This window comes from Streptomyces sp. NPDC090445 (genome assembly GCF_044769385.1).
Classification (GTDB): Bacteria; Actinomycetota; Actinomycetes; order Streptomycetales; family Streptomycetaceae; genus Streptomyces.
Window position 1 is genome coordinate 22,709 of sequence record NZ_JBIVXV010000025.1, and the last position, 14,245, is coordinate 36,953.

Genomic DNA, 14,245 nt, shown 5'->3' on the forward strand with positions numbered 1-14,245 from the left:
CCCGCCTCTCTCCTTGCCCCCTCACATCCCGCGAGGATTTCCATGTCCGACGCCGCGACCTCCTCCGTGTCCACCGACCCGGACGCCGATCTGCTGGGTGCCGTGTCCCGCGAACTCGCCGAGGCCGCCGACGCCGTCGCGGAGGCCGCCCGCTACGCCTCCGAACTGGCCCTCGGCCCCCGCTTCCCGGCCGCCGCCCCCGGCCGCACCACCGACCCTCCCGCCGACCGGAGCCGCGGCGGCCGGAGCCGGCTCGCCCGCCGGGCCCTGCTGCGCACCCTCACCGATCCGGCGGGCCTGGGCTGGGCCCCGCGCGGCCGGGGCGTCGCGCGGGCCGGCTGGCTCGCCGGGATCCTCACCGGCCGCGAGAGCCTCGCCGTCAGCCTCGCCGTGTGCGGGCTCAAGGCCCGGATCCGGGCGACCGGCATCGACCGCCCCGAGCTGCTGGCCGACCCCGACGGGGCGGCGCTGCTGCGGGCCGTGGACGAGGACCGGCAGGCCGCGGCGGCCCGCGTGTTCCGCCGGGTGGTGCGGGAGCAGGGCCCCGAGCACGCCTTCACCGTGCTGGCCCCGGCCTTCGCCGACGTGTTCGCCTGGCGCGCCCTGACCGACGCGAACCCGTTCAACGACCACGCGGGATGGCAGGTGGCGACCGGCCGGGCCGCCACCGCCGAGCCGCTCCTCGGCCTCGGCGCCGCCGTCCGGGCCTTCCTGCACCGCGACGGCGCCCGCGGCCGCGCTCCGGTTCGTACCTCGGGCCGCCGTGCCCCGGGCCGCCGTGCCGCCGGCCGCGGAGCCGGGCGGAAGGCGGGCCGTGGCCCCGGGGCCGCCCCCGCCCCACCCCCGCCCGCCGGGCACCGCGGCTGCGTCCACACCATGGGGCTCCTCGGCACCGGCGGCCTCCTGCTCGTCCAGCCCTGGCGCGCCCGGTGAGGGCGGCCCTGCGGCTGCGGCCGTCCCGGCCGGACCCGGTCGAGGGGCTGCGCGCCCACTGCGCGGCCCTGCGCGCCCACGCCGACCGGCTGGCCGCCGCCGCCGGCGAACTGGAGCGGCAGGACAGCCCGCACGCCGACGCCTTCCGGGCCGAGGTCGCGGCGCTGGCCGAGCGCTGCGCGACCGCCGCGAGCGGTCTCGCCCTCGCCGTGGCCCGGCTCCAGGGCCGGTGAAGGACCGAGCCGGGGGCGGCCGCCGACGCCGGGCCGGCTCTGATCCCCCGCCCCCGACTCCCGACTGCTGACCCCGACCCCGACTGCTGACCCCCGGCCCCCGGCCGCTGACCCCCGGGCCCGGCAGGGTCAGGGGCGGTGGGGGGAGGGCAGTGCGGCCAGGGCCGCGAGGGCCCGCCCGGCGGTCTCCTCGGGGCTGCCGGAGACGTCGACGGCGACGCCGGACTCGTCCGTCCGGAGCGGCTCCAGCGTGGCGAACTGCGAGTCCAGCAGGGCGGCGGGCATGAAGTGCCCCGTCCGCGCCGCCATCCGCCGCTCGATCAGCGCGCGTTCGCCGGTGAGGTGGACGAACACCGCGTCCGGCGCCGCGACCCGCAGCCGGTCGCGGTAGGCCCGCTTGAGCGCGGAGCACGACACGACGGCGCCCCGGTCGGCCGGCCGCCGGCGGAGCCGGTCCGCGATCGCGTCCAGCCAGGGCCGGCGGTCCTCGTCGTCCAGCGGGATGCCGGCGGACATCTTGGCGATGTTGGCCGGCGGGTGGAGGTCGTCGCCTTCCGTGTACGAGGCGCCGAGGGCGTCCGCGAGCAGCCGGCCCACGGTCGTCTTCCCCGTGCCGGTCACCCCCATGACCACCACCGTCACGTGTCGGCTGCCGCCGTCATGGCCTGGCACCGCCCGCCACCTCCCCATCCCTCGTCGCCTTCGGGCCCGTGGGCCGTGCGCCGTCACCCTGACGCCGATTAAGCCATACGTTCCGGGCGCCACCGGACCCGTACCGCGGCGTGGCCCCGGCACGGACCGCGCCGACGGACCGGAACGAGCCATTCAGCGGTCCGCCTAGAGTTGGATCATGACGTTCTCCAGTCCCGCATCCACCGACACGCCTGATCCCCACCTCACCGCCCTGACCGCCCGACAGGCCGATCACCTGCGCGATCTGGTGGGCCGGTACCACGCCGACCGCGGCGAACAGGCCACCGTCGACGGCGACACCGTCCGCACACCCCAGGGCACCACCGCGCTGTACAACCTCGCCGAGTACGTCCGCCGCGCCGACCCGCGGGACTGGCCCCGCATCGTGGAGCGCCACTGCACGGACCTCGCCTCCGCGCGCGAGTCGGCCTCGGCCCCGGCCGCCCCCGACGACCTGCTGCGCCGCGCCTTCCTGCGGCTCATACCCGACGACGCCCTCCCGCCGGAGGCCGCCGCCTCGTTCGGCTACGTGCGCCCCGTCGCGACCGGGCTCACGGAGGCCCTCGCGCTGGACCTCCCCGACTCCGTGCGGCTCCTCGACGACCGGGACGTCGCCGCCGCCGGCCCGGAGGCCCTGCGCGCGGCCGGCCGCACCAACCTGCTGAACGAGCCCGCGGAGTACGAGACCCTCCCCATGCGGGGCGGCGGGCTGCTGCACGTCCTGTCGGGCGCATCGCTGTTCGTCGCGAGCAAGGCGCTGGTCCTCGACGAGGTCGCCCACGCCGTGACGGGCCGTCCCCTGCCGGACGCGGGCGCCCTGTTCACCGTGCCCAGCCGGAGCTTCCTGGTCTTCCACCCGCTGGCGGACCACCACGTCCAGGACGCCGTCAACGACCTCGCCGCCTTCGGCCTCGGCGCCCACCGGGACAACCCGGGCCCGCTCTCGCCGCGCCTGTACTGGTGGCACCGCGGCGCCATCACCAACCTGACCCGGATCGACGAGGCCACCCGGTCGATCTCCGTCGAGCCGCCGGCGGAGCTGATGGACGTGCTGCGGAGCCTGGTCTCAGCGGCCCCCAGCGCCGGCCCGGCCTGACGGTCCCGGCGCGGCCGCCCCGCCCCCGGCCGCTCACCGGCCGGGGGCCGCCGTGCGCGGGGTGGTCTGCTGCACCGCCCAGCGGTTGCCGTCCGGGTCCGCGAAGCGGACGAACGAGCCCCAGGGCAGGTCCTCGATCTCGCTCACCTCCACGCCCCGCCCCTTCAGGTCCGCGTACGCCTCCTCGATGTCCGCCACGACCACCTGCATGTTGTCCAGCGATCCCGGGGCCATCCGGGTGAGCCCCTTGCCCAGGGCGATCGAGCAGGCCGACCCGGGCGGGGTCAGCTGCACGAAGCGGATCTCCTCGCTGACGGTGACGTCGTGGTCGGCCTGGAAGCCGACCTGCTCGTAGAAGGCCTTGGCCCGGTCGACGTCGGTGACGGGGACGGCGACCAGCTCCAGCTTGATGTCCATCTGCTGCTCCACGTTGCCTGTTCGGTGCGGGGCCTGTCCGCATCATGCTGCCGTCGGCCGGCGCCGGCCGCCAGGCACGCGCCTCAGGCTCCCGTCGGCGCCGTCCCGGCGGCAGTCGCGTCCCCGGCCGGGGCGAACTGGGTCCGGTACAGCTCCTCGTACCGTCCGCCCGCGGCCAGCAGCCCGGTGTGCGTGCCGCGCTCCACGATCCGGCCGTCCTCGACCACCAGGATCTGGTCGGCCGCCTGCACGGTCGACAGCCGGTGCGCGATCACCACGGCGGTCCGGCCCGCCAGGGCCTCGCCCAGCGCCTCCTGCACCGCCGCCTCGGAGGTGGAGTCCAGGTGCGCGGTGGCCTCGTCCAGGATCACCACCCGCTGCCGGGCCAGCAGCAGCCGCGCGATGGTCAGCCGCTGCCGCTCCCCGCCCGACAGCCGGTACCCGCGCTCGCCGACCACCGTGTCCAGGCCGTCCGGGAGCGAGGCGACCAGCCCGTCCAACCGCGAACGGCGCAGCGCCTCCCACAGCTCCTCCTCGGTCGCCCCGGGCCGGGCCAGCAGCAGGTTGGCCCGTACCGACTCGTGGAAGAGGTGCCCGTCCTGGGTGACCATGCCGAGGGTCTCGCGGATCGACTCGGCGCTGAGGTCCCGTACGTCGACCCCGCCGAGGCGCACGGCGCCCGCGTCCGCGTCGTACAGGCGGGGCAGCAGCTGCGCGATGGTGGACTTCCCGGCGCCGGAGGAGCCGACCAGGGCGATCATCCGGCCGGGCTCGGCCCGGAACGACACCTCGTGCAGGACCTGGCCGCCGCCGCGGGCGTCGAGGGCCGCGACCTCCTCCAGGGAGGCGAGCGAGACCTTGTCGGGGGAGGGGTAGCCGAAGGAGACCCGGTCGAACTCGACGGAGACCGGCCCCTCCGGGACCCGGCGGGCGTCCGGCTTCTGCGCGATGAGCGGTTCCAGGTCGAGGATCTCGAAGACCCGCTCGAAGCTCACGAGGGCGCTCATCACCTCCACGCGGGCGCCGGCCAGCGCGGTCAGCGGGGCGTACAGGCGGGTGAGCAGCAGGGCCAGGGCGACGACGCTCCCCGCGTCCAGGGTGCCGCGCAGCGCGTAGTAGCCGCCGAGCCCGTAGACCAGGGCGAGGGCGAGGGCCGAGACCAGGGTGAGCGCGGTGATGAACGCCGACTGCGCCATCGCCGTGCGGATGCCGATGTCGCGCACCCGGCCCGCCCGGGCCGCGAACTCGGCGGACTCGTCGGCCGGCCGCCCGAACAGCTTGACCAGGGTGGCGCCGGGTGCGGAGAACCGCTCGGTCATCTGGGTGCCCATGGCGGCGTTGAGGGCGGACGCCTCCCGCTGGAGCGCGGCCATCCGCGCCCCCGTCCGGCGGGCCGGGACCACGAACACCGGCAGGAGCAGCAGGGCGAGGAGGGTGATCTGCCAGGAGATGCCCAGCATGACGGCCAGCGTCAGCAGCAGGGTCACGGTGTTGGCGACCACCCCGGACAGGGTGTTGCTGAACGCCCGCTGGGCGCCGATGACGTCGTTGTTGAGCCGGCTGACCAGGGCGCCGGTCCGGGTCCGGGTGAAGAAGGCGACCGGCATCCGCTGGACGTGGTCGAAGACCGCCGTCCGCAGGTCCAGGATCAGGCCCTCGCCGAGGGTGGCCGACAGTTTGCGGGTCAGCAGCCCGAGTCCGGCCTCCGCGACCGCGATGACCGCGATGAGCAGGGCGAACCGGACGACGGCGGAGGACTCCCGGCCGTCGACGATCGCGGTGACGACCCGGCTGGCGAGGACCGGGGTGGCGACCGCGAGCAGGGCGGTCACGATGCTGAGGAGGAGGAACAGGGTCAGCCCGCGGCGGTGCGGGCGGGCGAACGCGGCGATGCGGCGCAGGCTCGCCCGGGAGACGGGGCGGCGGTCCTGCTGGGCGTCGATCGCGCTGCGCAGGGAGGTCCAGGCGGTGACTTCCATGTCCATGAGGGGAACGCTAGAACCTCAACCAATCTTGAGGTCAAGGGTCGGGTGGGGAGGGCGAACGGTGAACTCCGCTGCCCGCCCGTGGCCTTTACCCGTTCCTGACCTCCCCATGGTCCGCCGCCGGGCAGTGCGATAGATTCGGCCACTCCCGGCCCCTCCCACCGGGTCCCTTCCACCCCCGCGAAGACAGGCTTCACAATGAGCGACATCGTCAACGGACTTGGCCGCACCGGCGCCTACGGCGCCCTGGGCCTGGTCCTGCTGATCCTCGGGATCGTCCTGGTGGACGTGCTGACCCCCGGGAAGCTCCCGAAGCAGATCTGGGAGGAGCGCAACCGCAACGCGGCCATCACGCTGAGCTCGGCCCTCCTCGGCATCGGCGGGATCGTGTTCACCTCGATCTGGACGACGTACGACGACTTCGCCAAGGGCCTGCTGTCCACCGCGGCCTTCGGCATCCTCGGCCTGGTCCTGATGGCGCTGGCCTTCCTGGTGCTGGACCTGGTGACCCCGGGCAAGCTCGGCGCCATAGTGGTCGACCCGGAGCCGCACCCGGCGGTCTGGGTGACGGCCTGCTGCAACCTGGCGGTGGCCGCCATCGTCGCGGCCTCGATCGCCTGACCCGGCCGACCGCCGGCAACAACGGCCCCGCACCGGGCCCCTCGCCCCGCACGAGAGCGCCGCCCCCGGAAGGGAGCGGCGCTCTCGTTGTCATCGCGGGATCAGGCCAGGCCCAGCGCGAACACCCCGTACCCCGCCGCCAGTAGCCCGGCCGCCGTCCGCCGCACCGCCGTCGCCCCCGTCCACGGCTCCTCGAACCGCCGTGCATACCGGGCAATTCCTGCCAGCAGCACCGCGAACAACGGCAGCCACAGCAGCCGTGCCGCGATCCAGGCCGGGCTGTCCGGAGCGGTCGTCAGCCCCGCCACCCCGCCCGCGAACGAGCCGGGAACGGCCGCCGCCAGCATGGCCGTCTGATGCCAGCACAGGATCGTCATCGCGCACAGGTTGACCACCACCACCGGCGCCCACAGCGCCGGCTGCGCCAGCAGCCGCGCCAGCCGCTCCCGCAGCAGCATCGCCGCCCCCGACTGCGCCGCGGCCAGCGCGAGCACCAGCAGCGACGGCGGGTGCGAATTGGTCCGCTCCGCGCCCGGTACGCCGACCATCGACGCCGGGTAGTGGAACACCGCGAGCAGCACCGCGAACAGCACGCCCCCGCCCGCCAGCAGCAGCCAGGCCCCGCGCCGCCCGATCCGCCGCTCGCCCCACGACACCCCGAGCTGGTAGGCGAACAGCCAGCCCGGCAGGATGTTCAGCACCGCCAGCCAGGACGGCACGGACCCGGCGAACGGCCCGTACCGCAGGAAGTCCACCGCCGCGACCGAGGCGAGCAGCGGGGCCGCCGCCCACCCGCCGAGCCGCCGGGCGGCCCGCACGCAGTACGGGGTCAGCGCGGTCACCACCAGGTACACCCCGACGAACCACAGCGGCTGGATCACCAGCGTCGCCGCGGTCCGCAGCGTCGCCTCCGGCACCCCGGCCGCGTACAGGAGCGGCGCGGCCAGCGCCCACACCGCCGTGACCCCGAGCACCGGCCGCCCCAGCCGGGCGACCCGGCCCCGCAGCCAGGCCCCGGTGGACCCCTCGCGCCGGCGGTACGACAGCACCGAGGCGTAGCCGCCGACCAGGAAGAAGATGCCGAGCATCTGCAGCACCCAGCTCGCCGGCGCGAGCACCGGGAGCGCGGAGAGCGGGCTCGCGTTGTGCAGGCCGCCCTCGGGGTCGAGGGTGAAGCCGCCGAGCATCCAGTGCCCGGTCGGGACGGCCAGCAGGGCGAGGGCCCGCAGCCCGTCGACCGCCCGGTCCCGGTGGGCGGGCGTTCGCCGCTCGATGCGGTCGGCCGCCCGCCGCAGCGCCGCCGCGGCGCTCGCCGGACCTCCTGCCTTCGCGATCGCGGCGAACGCCGCGTCCGGCACGTCCGCGGTCCCCGCGGCCGCGGCCACCGCCGGCGCGGCAGTGGCCGGGATCCTCCCGAAGCGGCGCATTCCCCTTCTCCTCTCCTCGTGACGCCGAGGAAGGTAGGAAGGAGGTGCCCGCCGGCACGTCGGACCGGGGAGCCAAGCCGGATGTCATACTCCGGTAGGGGGTGGCGGAGCCCCGGGAGTGGGAAAGGCCGGGCGCGGGGAGGGCCGGGGCGGGGAGGTCAGCCGCCGTCGCCGGGCCGCACCACTCCGGCCTCGTACGCGAAGATGACGGCCTGCGCCCGGTCGCGGAGGTCCAGCTTGGCCAGCACCCGCCCGATGTGCGTCTTCACCGTCTGCTCGGCCACCACCAGCTGCCCGGCGATCTCCTGGTTCGACAGCCCCCGCGCGATCAGCTCCAGCACCTCGCTCTCCCGCGGGGTCAGCCCGTTCAGCCGGAGCGCCGGGTCCCGGCGCGGGGCCGGCCGCCGCTGCACGAAGTCCGCGATCAGACGCCGCGTCACCGAGGGCGCCAGCAGCGCCTCGCCCGACGCGACGACCCGGACCGCCGAGATCAGGTCGGCCGGCGGGGCGTCCTTCAGCAGGAACCCGGACGCGCCGGCGCGCAGCGCCTCGTACACGTAGTCGTCGATGTCGAAGGTGGTCAGCATCAGCACCTTCGGCCGGTGCAGCACCCCGGGCGGCGGATCGAGGATCTCCCGGGCCGCGCTCAGCCCGTCCAGCTCCGGCATCCGCACGTCCATCAGCACCACGTCGGGGTGGACGGACCGGGCCAGGGCCACCCCATGCCGCCCGTCGGGGGCCTCGCCCACCACATCGATGTCGGCCTGCGCCGACAGCAGTGCGGCGAACCCCGCACGCACCATGGCCTGGTCGTCGACGACGATCACTCGGATGGTCAACTGGCGTCCTCGCTCGGTTCGTTCAGGGGCAGGCGGGCGGCGACCCGGAAGCCGCCGTCGGGCAGCGGACCGGTGTCCAGCGTCCCGCCCGTCAACCGTACGCGCTCCCGCATCCCCACCAGTCCGTGCCCGGTGCCCGCGGTCTCCAGCACCGGCGCACCGTCCCGCCCCGGCCCGTTGACGACGAGGACGATGACCTCCTGCGCGTCGTACGTCACCGAGACGCGGGCCCGTGCCCCGGGGGCGTGCCGCACCACGTTCGCGAGGGCCTCCTGCACGATCCGGTACGCCGACAGGTCCACGGCCGGCGGCGCCGCCTCGTCCGCCCCGGCGGCCAGCGACAACTCCACCGGCTGCCCGGCCCGTACGGTCGCCTCGACGAGCTGCTGGATGCGGCCGATGCCGGGCTGCGGGGCCCGCTCGGCGCCGTCCCCGCCGCCCGGGCCGCCGCCGGATCCGGCCGCTCCGTTCGCGTTCGCCCCGTTCGCCCGGTCGCTGCGCAGGACGGTCAGCAGCCGCCGCATCTCGCCCAGCGACTCCCGCGCGCTCGCCGCGATCGCCGCGAACTCCTCCCGCACCGGCTCCGCCATGCCCGGCAGCCGGTACGGCGCGGAGTCCGCCTGCACGGTGATCACCGACATGTGGTGGGCCACCACATCGTGCAACTCCCGGGCGATCCGGGCCCGTTCCTCCAGAAGCGTGCGCCGGGCCCGCTCCGCCTCGCTGATGCTCTCCTGCTCGGCGACCCGCTGCTGGGCGTCGCCGAGTCCGCGCAGGGATCCCGTCACCGCGAGCAGGGCCCCGCTCAGGACGAAGAGGAGGGCGGCGGTGTTCGTCGTCACGGCCGACTGGAAGAACCCCAGCACCACCCCGGCCGCACCCGTCGCCAACCAGACCCCGATCAGCGTCCTGACGGGCTCGCGGAGCCCCAGGCACACCATCACCACCAGGTAGCCGACGATGCCCATCGGGGTCCACGGCCAGGCGAGTCCCGCCGGGCTCTCGGACCCGAGCACCAGCAGCGCCCCCACCGCGTCCGCGGCCAGCACGATCGCCCAGGCCCGCACCGGCCGGGTCACGGCCAGCAGCAGCGGCACGGTCTGGGCCACGCCCAGCGCCCCCGCCCAGCCGCCGCCGACCCCGTACGTGTCGATCAGCACCACGACCGTGACGGGCAGGAGGGACGCCACGAACGCCGCGGTGACCGCGAAGGGCAGCAGCCGCTGCCAGGCCTTCGGCGCCTGCGCGAACAGGGGCTCCCCCGGGCGGGCGGGGGAGCGCAGCACCCGGCCGAGCCGCGCCGCCGACCGCGCGCCCCGCGACGCGGCGGCCGGAGCGGGGGCGGCCGGGGCGGCGGCGGGCGCTGCGGCACCGGCCGCGGGCGGGGCCGGGACCGCCCGCGCGGCGGCGGCGGGCTCGGGCGTACGGGGGCCCCGGCGGAACCGGGAACGGCGGCGGGGCTCATCGCGATCGCTCATGGTCCGCCCAGCGTATGCGCCGCGCACCGCCGGCTCCGGTCCGGGCCCGGACGCGGAACCGCAGACCGACCGGACCCGCATCACGCCGCCGGGCAAAGGGAGTTCGGCTGGATCTCGCCCCTGCCACGGCTGTCGATCTTGCAGACTGTGGCCCATGAGCGCACCCGGAACCACCGTCACGCCCCACGCACCGGCCACCGCTTCCGCCGGTGTCACCGCTGCCGCCACGCTCGGCCTCTTCGCCGCCTGGGCCCTGCACGACACGGAGGAGATCGCGACGATGGGGCGCTGGTCCCGCGACCGGGTCCCCGTCCTGCGCGCACGCCACCCCCGGGTGCCCGACCGGGTGTGGGACCGCCTCGGGTCGGTGGACGGGCGGGAGTTCGCCACCGCGGTCGCCGTCGCGGCCGTCGTCGTGGGCGCGGCCGCCGCCGACGGGTACCGCACCGGCGGGCGGTCCGCCTTCTACCAGGCCTCCCTGAACGCCTTCGGCCTGCACGGCCTGGTCCACGTCGCACAGGCCGCCGCCACCCGCGGCTACACCCCCGGCGTGGCCACCTCGCCGCTGCTCGTGGTCCCGTTCACCGTCTGGGCCCGCGGCCGGCTCCGGCGCGCCGGGGTGCTGCGGCCGGCGCGGCCGCGCGATGCGGCGCTCGGGCTGGCCTTGGCCGCCGCCACGGCGGCGGGCGCGCAGGCCGCCGCCCGGCGGATCCTGCGCCGTGGCGGGGCGGCCGTCTGACGGGGGCCGGCGGGCCGGCCCGAACCCCGCCGGCCGCCGCAACCCCGCCCGCCCGGCGCCGGGCGGGCGGGCGGTCGGCTCGTTCCCCGCAGCCGTCCCGCTCGTTGACCCCCGGCATGGAGCAGGTGCCGACCATCGCGGCCCGGGGCGTGGGTGGGCGGGCCGACGCCGCGTGCCACCTCTACGACGCCGTCGCCCCCTGGAGTTCCGCCCGGGCCGGCGGGTGGAGCCGTACGGCGGCCGAGGCGGCGGCCCGCAGCGTGGGCAACCCGCGGCGGATCCGCCGGGTGCGGGGGGTCACCCCACCGCGGCCTCGGCAACAGCCTTCTGGTACAGCTTCCTGACGTCGGCTCCGAAGTAGGAGCTGTACGAGGTGTCCGCGGTGTCCCCGCCGGTCTTCCAGCCGCCGATGACCCCGACCACGTTCCCCGTCTCGGTCTCCTTGTCGTAGTGGGTCAGGAACGGGCCGCCGCTGGTCCCGCCCGGGTAGCCGGTGCAGTCGATCCGCAGGAACGACCCGGGGATGCCCGGATCGGTGCTGGTGAACTTCGTCGTGCGGTTCACGCACAGCCGCGGCCGGGCCGCGGACGCCGGGTAGCCGATCAGCGTCACCTGCGCGTGCGCGTAGCCCGCGTCGGTGGCCAGCCGGTTCCCGCCGACCACCTCCTCGACCGGGAACCCGTCGGCGTCCGGCCCGACCTGGGCGAACGCCACGTCGAGGGTGGCTGCCCGGTCCGCCCCGAGGCTCTTGTAGCGCGGGTCGATCCACACCTTCGACCGTCCCTGCGCGTCCCGCAGCACCGGGAACATGCCGTACGGCTGCGGGTTCTCCGCCGTGTACAGCGGGACGAACGCCACCTGCCGGGCATCGGTGCCGAGCAGGCAGTGCGCCGCGCTGAGCACCAGGTTGCGGCCGGGGGAGGAGACCACGCTGGCGGTGCAGAAGTACGCGCCGCCGCCCTTCATGACGAACATCCGGCCGACGACCGGGATCCCGTCGAAGTCCTTGCCGGTGCCCGGGTCGGCGGCCGCGGCCGGCGCGTCGGGGCCGCTCGCGTTGACGGGGGCGGCGGACGCCATCCGGTCCGCCGTCCAGAACGCCTCCGCCTCCCGGGCGGACCACCGGCCGGTCACCGGCGGCGGGCCGCTGCCCGCCTCGGCGACGGGCAGCGGCCCGCTCGGCAGCAGGAGGGCGGCCGCCAACGCCGCCACCGTCAACAGTCGTCGCATGTCGGGCTCCTCGGGCTCCGCTAGACGGCCTGGGGGAAACGGAACAGCCGGCCCGGGTCGTGGGCGCGCCGCACCTCTTCGAGGCGGGCGAGGTTCGGCCCGTAGTAGGCCGTGCGCCAGTCGGGCAGCTTCGGATCGGTGTAGTTCTGGTACGCGCGCCCGGTCGCCCAGGGGCGCAGGTCCTGCCAGAGGGCGTCGAGCCAGGCCAGGTGCCGGGCCGTCTCGGCGGGCGTGGCGGTCTCCGGCCAGTAGGCCAGGTACTGGGTGAGGAAGGCGCTGTCGCGGTGCACGAACGCGGTGTCGGCGGGCGCCGGCCGGTTCACGGCGCCGCCGCAGTCCCCGGTGAACTGCACGACGCCCATCCCGCCGGCGGGCACGTCCTCGGCGTACCGGCGCATCCGGGCCAGGACCGCGGCCACCCCGGCGTCCGGGAGGCCCGCGGCCGGCCAGAAGTCCGAGCGGGCGCCGTACGAGTCCCGGCCGATCCCGCCCTCGGCGCCGCGGCCGGGCAGCGTGCCGGGCAGCCGGCACCGATCGGCGGTCCGCTCCAGGCAGCCGGACATGGCCCGCAGGGTCTCCTCGTGGCCGCGGACGGCGGTCCAGGAGTCGCGGGGCGGGCTGCCGACCAGGTCGGCCAGCCGGGTCAGCTGCCGGTCGAGCTCGGCGCGCCCGTCGAGGCAGAGCACGCGGACGGCGGGCGGGGGCGGCGGACCGGACGGAAGCAGGAACTCCACCTGGCTCCAGAACGGTTCGGGCAGGGCGGCCGTCCAGCGCTGCCAGCCGCGGAGCACGGCCGCCGAGCCGGCGTCGGCGGCGGACCAGTGGAGTTCGGCGTAGGCGCAGTCCGCGGCCGGGTGGGTGTCGAAGCGGAGTTCGGTGACCACGGCGAAGTTGCCGCCCCCGCCGCCGCGCAGGGCCCAGAACAGGTCCGGGTCCCGGGCGGCGTCGACCTCCCGGACGACCCCGTCCGGGGTGACCGCGGTCGCGCCGGTGAGGCGGTCGCAGGTGGCCCCGTACGCCCGGGAGGCGAGGCCCAGCCCGCCGCCCAGGGTGAGCCCGGCGATCCCCACGGTGGGGCACAGGCCGGTCGGGATGGAGCGGCCGTGCGCGGCGAGGGCCCGGTTGACGTCGCCGAGGCGGGCGCCCGCGCCGACCCGCACCCCGGTCCCCGACAGGGCCACCGCGTCCATGGCGCTGACGTCGACGACGAGGCCGCCCGCGCGGGTGGACCAGCCGGCGTAGCTGTGCCCGCCGGAGCGCGGGACGACCGGCACCGCCGAACGGCGGGCGAAGTCCAGGCAGACGGCCACGTCCCCGGCGTGCGCCGGATAGGCCACGGCGGCCGGGGCGACGGTGTCGTAGCGCGGCTGGAACAGCTGCCGGGCCTCCGGGTAGGCGGGGTCGCCCGGCAGGACGACCCGCCCGTCGATGCCGCGGGCGAGCGCCCCGTAGTCCGGGCCCCGGGCGGGCCCGCCCGCGCCGGCGGCCGCCCCGGAGCCGGAACCGGCGCCCGGCCGGGCGGCCGACCCGCTGCCCGGACCGGCTCCTGCCCCGGAGGCGGGCCCCGCGCCCGGCCCGGCCGCCGCGCCGGCTGCCGCGCCGACGGCCGCGAGGACGGCCAGGGGTGCGCCGGCCAGGAGGCGGCGTCGGTGGAGGCTCATTCCTCCTTCCTGCCATCGCGCGTGCCGATCGCCGTGCAGGCGGGCCCGCCGCCGCCCCGCTGCCCCCCGAACGGCCGACGGCCGTCCGGCGGGCCCGTCAGTGCCCGGGAGCCGCCCCCTGCCGGACGACTCCCGGTTCCGCCCTCGGGGCCGGCCCTGCCCCGTCGCCGGCCCGGCGGGCCAGCAGGAAGCCCTGCGGGCCCTTCTCGCCGGGGCCGGGCTGCCGCACCAGGCGGGCCACCTCGGCCAGTCCGGCGTCGGCGAGGAGTCCGGCGACCAGGTCCGGCGGCGTCCAGTACACGTCCAGGTCGACCCGGTGCCCGTACGCCTCCTCCAGGCGGATCCGCCGGTCGCCCGCCTTGAACGCGATCAGGAGATGGCCGCCCGGCGCCAGGACCCGGGCGAACTCCGCGAACAGCGGCGCCAGCCCGGCCGGCGGGGTGTGCACGGTGGAGTACCAGGCCAGGACCCCGCCGAGCACGCCGTCCGCCACGTCCAGCGCGCCCATCGAGCCGACCTCGAACCGCAGGCCCGGATAGGTCCGCCGGGCCACCGCGACCATCGCCGGCGACAGGTCCACCCCGAAGGCCCGCAGGCCGAGCGCGTCCAGGTGGGCCGTTATCCGGCCCGGACCGCAGCCCAGGTCCGCGACCACCCGGCCGGCCGCCCCGCCGCCCCCCTCGCCCCGCACGCACTCGGCGAAGGCCGCCAGCATGGCCCGGTCGAGCGGTCTGCCGTCCAGGTCCGACCCGAGCAGCCGGGCGTAGTCGACGGCGACGGCGTCGTAGGACGCCCGTACGGAGCTCAGGTGCGAGGTCTCGCTCATGTCCCCGGAGACTAGTGCTCCGGCGGGCAAGGTTCACCGCCTCACGACGCTCCCCCGGCCACCGCCG

The 14,245-nt window shown here is 76.6% G+C and carries 14 protein-coding genes; 5 read left to right on the plus strand and 9 right to left on the minus strand.

Going from position 1 to position 14,245, the window contains the following annotated elements:
- Positions 1 to 42 precede the first annotated feature (42 nt).
- A complete protein-coding gene (locus ACIQUT_RS31760) occupies positions 43 to 933 on the plus strand; it encodes a hypothetical protein (RefSeq protein ID WP_403567991.1) in 891 nt (296 codons plus the stop codon).
- Positions 930 to 1,166, plus strand: coding sequence for a hypothetical protein (locus ACIQUT_RS31765; protein WP_403567993.1), 237 nt, complete (start codon positions 930 to 932; stop codon positions 1,164 to 1,166). The genes ACIQUT_RS31760 and ACIQUT_RS31765 overlap by 4 nt, the downstream gene beginning before the upstream one ends.
- Positions 1,167 to 1,295: 129 nt before the next feature.
- Here ACIQUT_RS31765 and ACIQUT_RS31770 read toward each other — a convergent pair whose 3' ends face one another.
- Complete coding sequence (locus ACIQUT_RS31770) at positions 1,296 to 1,793, minus strand: gluconokinase (RefSeq protein ID WP_403568098.1); 498 nt, start codon at positions 1,791 to 1,793, stop codon at positions 1,296 to 1,298.
- Between the two features lie 223 nt (positions 1,794 to 2,016).
- On the opposite strand from ACIQUT_RS31770, the gene ACIQUT_RS31775 reads away from it, so the two are divergent.
- Positions 2,017 to 2,955, plus strand: a complete 939-nt coding sequence (locus ACIQUT_RS31775; RefSeq protein ID WP_403567995.1) for a hypothetical protein — start codon at positions 2,017 to 2,019, stop codon at positions 2,953 to 2,955.
- Between the two features lie 33 nt (positions 2,956 to 2,988).
- Here the strand turns inward: ACIQUT_RS31775 and ACIQUT_RS31780 are convergent, their stop codons facing one another.
- Both ACIQUT_RS31780 and ACIQUT_RS31785 read right to left on the minus strand, forming a co-directional pair.
- Positions 2,989 to 3,372 (minus strand): VOC family protein, encoded by a 384-nt coding sequence (locus tag ACIQUT_RS31780; RefSeq protein ID WP_403567997.1) that lies wholly within the window; start codon positions 3,370 to 3,372, stop codon positions 2,989 to 2,991.
- 83 nt (positions 3,373 to 3,455) lie between these two features.
- Complete coding sequence (locus tag ACIQUT_RS31785) at positions 3,456 to 5,357, minus strand: ABC transporter ATP-binding protein (protein WP_403567999.1); 1,902 nt, start codon at positions 5,355 to 5,357, stop codon at positions 3,456 to 3,458.
- 198 nt (positions 5,358 to 5,555) lie between these two features.
- Here ACIQUT_RS31785 and ACIQUT_RS31790 point away from each other — a divergent pair, with 198 nt between their 5' ends.
- Entirely contained in the window at positions 5,556 to 5,978 is a 423-nt protein-coding gene (locus ACIQUT_RS31790) for a DUF350 domain-containing protein (protein WP_403568001.1), read from the plus strand.
- A 101-nt stretch (positions 5,979 to 6,079) separates the two neighbouring features.
- On the opposite strand, the gene ACIQUT_RS31795 is transcribed toward ACIQUT_RS31790, so the two are convergent.
- From ACIQUT_RS31795 to ACIQUT_RS31805, 3 genes are all read right to left on the minus strand, one after another.
- A complete protein-coding gene (locus ACIQUT_RS31795) occupies positions 6,080 to 7,405 on the minus strand; it encodes an acyltransferase (RefSeq protein ID WP_403568003.1) in 1,326 nt (441 codons plus the stop codon).
- 158 nt (positions 7,406 to 7,563) lie between these two features.
- Positions 7,564 to 8,244: a response regulator gene (locus ACIQUT_RS31800; RefSeq protein ID WP_403568004.1), complete on the minus strand. Its 681-nt coding sequence runs from the start codon at positions 8,242 to 8,244 to the stop codon at positions 7,564 to 7,566.
- Complete coding sequence (locus ACIQUT_RS31805; protein WP_403568006.1) at positions 8,241 to 9,722, minus strand: sensor histidine kinase; 1,482 nt, start codon at positions 9,720 to 9,722, stop codon at positions 8,241 to 8,243. Before ACIQUT_RS31805 ends, ACIQUT_RS31800 begins: the two co-directional genes overlap by 4 nt.
- Before the next feature lie 154 nt (positions 9,723 to 9,876).
- Between ACIQUT_RS31805 and ACIQUT_RS31810 the strand changes: the two genes are divergently transcribed.
- Positions 9,877 to 10,461 carry an HXXEE domain-containing protein gene (locus ACIQUT_RS31810; RefSeq protein ID WP_403568008.1) on the plus strand — a complete coding sequence of 195 codons (585 nt, stop codon included), beginning with the start codon at positions 9,877 to 9,879 and terminating at the stop codon, positions 10,459 to 10,461.
- Between the two features lie 297 nt (positions 10,462 to 10,758).
- Here the strand turns inward: ACIQUT_RS31810 and ACIQUT_RS31815 are convergent, their stop codons facing one another.
- From ACIQUT_RS31815 to ACIQUT_RS31825, 3 genes are all read right to left on the minus strand, one after another.
- On the minus strand, positions 10,759 to 11,691 hold the full coding sequence (locus ACIQUT_RS31815; protein ID WP_403568010.1) for a serine protease: 933 nt from the start codon (positions 11,689 to 11,691) through the stop codon (positions 10,759 to 10,761).
- Between the two features lie 20 nt (positions 11,692 to 11,711).
- Complete coding sequence (locus tag ACIQUT_RS31820) at positions 11,712 to 13,352, minus strand: FAD-binding oxidoreductase (RefSeq protein WP_403568012.1); 1,641 nt, start codon at positions 13,350 to 13,352, stop codon at positions 11,712 to 11,714.
- 97 nt (positions 13,353 to 13,449) lie between these two features.
- Positions 13,450 to 14,178 (minus strand): class I SAM-dependent methyltransferase, encoded by a 729-nt coding sequence (locus ACIQUT_RS31825; RefSeq protein ID WP_403568014.1) that lies wholly within the window; start codon positions 14,176 to 14,178, stop codon positions 13,450 to 13,452.
- Between the last annotated feature and the right edge of the window lie 67 nt (positions 14,179 to 14,245).